Consider the following 2,460-nt stretch of genomic DNA (forward strand, 5'->3'; position numbering starts at 1 on the left):
CCGACAACCGGTTCAACCGGCGCATCGGGGCGGACGTGACCTTTGCCCTGCTGCAGGAAGGGATCATCAGCAACGCCCCTTACGTCTTCCGCCACAAGCTGGTGGCGGATCGTCCGACGAACTGGTCAGCCGAACAGGAAGTCCGCGCGCTGGATGGCGGCAACGCCGATCTCGATGTCGGCCTGTCGAACTTGCAGCGGGATGTGAAGGACCAGTTTTCGCGGCTGTTTGCGGAGTTCGATGATCTGCGGCCGGTCCTCGAGCGACTACTGGCTAACGAGCAGCTGAGCGGGGCCTCCACGGAAATCATGCGCCGTCACCTGTCACGGGAAATCGACAATGCCAGCGCGTCCTTCGCTGAGGATATCAGCGTGGTGACGGGCGAGCTTGCGGCAGCCGTGACACAGGTGACCGCTCTTGATGCCGCGTTCGAACAGAACAAGACGAGCGTGCGAGAGGACCTGGCGGCCGTCGCCACGGACGTGAACGCACTTGCTGAGGCCGCACAATCCCTGACGGCTTCGATCAATGATCTCAGCGTCCAGGGCAAGGTGCGGTTCGGGGTGGCAGCCAGCCAGGCCGGTGTCGATGCCCGCTTCTCGGTGGCCATCCGGGCGGATGCGGCGGGCGAGTTCAAGGAAACCGGGCTTTACCTGGAACTCTACACGGATGACGGCGTGCAGCGCTCCCGCTTTGCCGTCGCGGCAGATCAGTTCGTGGTGACCAACGGCGTGGCGGGCGCCCTGCCGCTTGTCTTCGAAGACGGCGAGTTGAAGCTGCAGGTGGCAAACATCGGAACGGTGACCGCAGGCGTCATCCGGTCGAACAATGGCAAGTTCGTCATCGACGCGAATGCGGGGACGATCATCATTTCATCGTAGGGGGTGAGGGTGACCAAAACTCTGATCGGGCTTGATTACGAAGGCGTCGGGTGCGTCAAGATCACCAAGGGCAGTCTCGATCCGGCGGCCACCCCGGACAGCGAGGTTGCCGCCTTCTACTATAACTCGAAGTGGTCGAAGGACGTTAACGTCAACCTCTTCGTCAACCCCGACAAGTTCACGTCGAACTTCATCGAAGGGGGGACGAGCTACGCCGATGCAACCCATATCGGCTTCCTGCCTTTGTTCAGCACCACCAACTTCAACTACAACTACTATCGGAAATCGTATTTTCCGGGCCTGGCCTACAACATGCCCCTGATGGACTATAAGCCCATCGACTATGCAACGGGACGCTTTCAGACGAACAGGGTCATTCAGTCCCTGGTCGGCTACGAGCGGCGCGGCGGACTGTGGTCGACACGCAATCTGTCCTGGTACAGCAACGCCTATTTCACCAACATCTCCCCCTCGGTGACGTTGGAACATGGCGTCTTCTTCCAGTCTTTGTTCGAGGTGCCGGAAGGCTCCAGCTTCGGCGAGCGGGCCTCCATCCTCGTCTGGAATCTGCCCGGTGACAGCAGTCCGATCATTGACGGAACGCCGCTGGCGCCTGTGAGCGGACAACGGCAGATCGAAATCAACGCGGCGGCCTGTCGCGTCTCCAAGCCGGGATATGACGTGAGGACGGCAACGTCGACACAGCTGGCGTTCGACAGTTCGAAACGTCCGCCAAAGATCATTGCGGCCAATGATATCCTCATCCCGGTCGGCTACTCCGAATATGACACCGGGCTGGAACTGCCTCCGGGATGCGTGATCGATGCTGCCTTCTATCCGGAAGGGGCCACGGTCTATTATCCCTGCAATCCGCAGAACGTGGAATTCGGGGCCGAACACTGGATTGCCGGCTCGAAAATCGCGTTCAATGCGAATGCGGCGTGCCGGGCGCGCTTCATCGTCGTGTCGCCACCTGCGGCAACGCAGACGGCAGGGCAAAACAATGTGCTGCGTCAGTTCGAGCAGGCCGGCCGGAATGTCGTCCAGTTCCTGCGTCCTGGCGCTGGAGAGGATCCGTCCTTCGGGGATATCATCCTGGACAGCCGGTGGCCCTGTCTGCAGATGATCGCCGAGGGCTACATTCCCGTCGGCAATGGAGAGCTGCAGCACCCCATTGCCACCAATTCCGATGGTCTCTTCCCGATCGTCAAATTCATGACGGTTCATGGGAGTGGAGGCAGCACCAAACCGGTTCTGCCGACTTCCTGGGGCGCTGAGGTGCGCAGCCCCAAGGTTGCGCGCAGTGCCGTTTACCGGGTGGGGTGGACGAATGTCATCACCAGCGGGGATACGTGCTTCTGCACGGTCACCAGCAGTGAAGTTCGGTTCTTCACCTTCCGGGGGAACCCGATCGGACAACGATACGCCAACGGCGGTGCGGTCGATAACAACCGGATCACCTACGAATACGATCCCGCTCCCATCGTGGGTATTCGTTATTTTGTCTTCGGCGTTCCCGCCGAATAGCCGCGAGGCATTGCCGGACGATCCAAGGTCCGCGCCTCCCTGACAGGAAATC

General features: G+C 60.6%; 2 protein-coding genes. Both read left to right on the forward strand.

The window, feature by feature from the left end:
* Positions 1–881 (forward strand): phage tail tip fiber protein (locus KLP42_RS26440; protein WP_215571144.1); only part of this gene is annotated, 881 nt, incomplete at its 5' end.
* Positions 882–890: 9 nt separating this feature from the next.
* Positions 891–2,408, forward strand: a complete 1,518-nt coding sequence (locus tag KLP42_RS26445; RefSeq protein ID WP_215571145.1) for a hypothetical protein — start codon at positions 891–893, stop codon at positions 2,406–2,408.
* Positions 2,409–2,460 lie beyond the last annotated feature (52 nt).

Origin of the sequence: Rhizobium sp. CSW-27, assembly GCF_018760785.1 — a bacterium.
In the GTDB taxonomy this organism is placed as follows: Bacteria; Pseudomonadota; Alphaproteobacteria; order Rhizobiales; family Rhizobiaceae; genus Neorhizobium.